This window comes from Novosphingobium sp. SG751A (assembly GCF_013149295.1).
GTDB lineage: Bacteria > Pseudomonadota > Alphaproteobacteria > Sphingomonadales > Sphingomonadaceae > Novosphingobium.
In genome coordinates this window covers 1-1,053 of record NZ_JABGCB010000075.1, presented here as the reverse complement: position 1 = coordinate 1,053, position 1,053 = coordinate 1, and the positions used below count along the sequence as shown (strand labels likewise).

Below are 1,053 nucleotides of genomic sequence, written 5' to 3'. Positions count from 1 at the left end.
TAGGACGTAAACTCATAAAATCTGGCGGCGGTTTCTACGCGTGATATGAGGGGGTATGTACGTCACATGGAAGCGGGCAGCACTGGTGTTGGGGGTTGCAATTGTCGCGCTTGTAGCATTCCTTCGGTTTTCACCGTGGGTAGCTCAAGATGCCTGCCTTGATAGCGGTGGCGCGTGGAGAGACGGCCAATGCGAACATTAAGGCGTAAATTTCCAAGCTGGCTTGAGGTTTTCCGTCTCACGTGATTCAGGCTTTCCATTGCAATGGAGGCTTGATGGCACGGCGGCGCTACGAACTGACGGATGGAGAATGGGCGATTATCGAGCCCTTGCTGCCCAACAAACCGCGTGGCGTTCCCCGAGTTGATGATCGACGGGTTTTGAACGGCATCCTTTGGCGTTTCCGTACCGGCTCGCCATGGGTGGAGATACCCGAACGCTATGGACCTTCCACGACCTGCTACAACCGGTTCGTCCGTTGGCGCAAAGCCGGGGTGTGGGACCGGCTGCTCGCCGCAGTCTCTGCCGCTTTCGCGGGTGAGATCGTGATGATCGATTCCAGTTGCGTCCGCGTCCACCAGCACGGTGCGACGGGTAAAAAAGGGGAACTGGAGATCGCGGCATGGGACGTTCCCGAGGCGGTCTCACGAGCAAAATCCATGCCCTCGTTGACGCTGATGGTCGTCCCGTCGCCCTGCGCCTGACCGGAGGTCAGGTTCACGACAGCCAGGAAGCCGAAGCCCTGCTTGAGACTGTACCCGAAGGCGCGACACTACTCGGCGACAAAGGCTACGACAGCAACGCCATCCGGGAGGCTGCCGCCCGCAAGAATGTTTGGGCCAACATCCCGGCACGATCCAACCGCAAGCAGCGCTTCGCCTTCTCGGGCTGGGTCTATCGCCAGCGCAATCTCGTCGAACGCTTCTTCAATCGCATCAAACACTTCCGAGGCATCGCCACCCGCTACGACAAGTGTCCCGAAAACTACCTCGCCGCCGTCAAGCTCATATGCGCTCGCATCTGGTGCGCTGGATAATGAGTCTACGTCCTAGC

1 protein-coding gene is annotated in these 1,053 nt (G+C 58.8%); it reads left to right on the top strand.

Features of this window, described 5'->3' with window-relative positions; genetic code table 11:
- Positions 1–275 precede the first annotated feature (275 nt).
- Positions 276–1,036, top strand: a protein-coding gene (locus FHW96_RS25930; protein ID WP_172343449.1) for an IS5 family transposase whose coding sequence is annotated in 2 segments (ribosomal slippage) — positions 276–612 and positions 612–1,036 — 762 coding nt in all. Because the reading frame shifts where the segments join, the coding sequence is not laid out codon by codon here.
- Positions 1,037–1,053 lie beyond the last annotated feature (17 nt).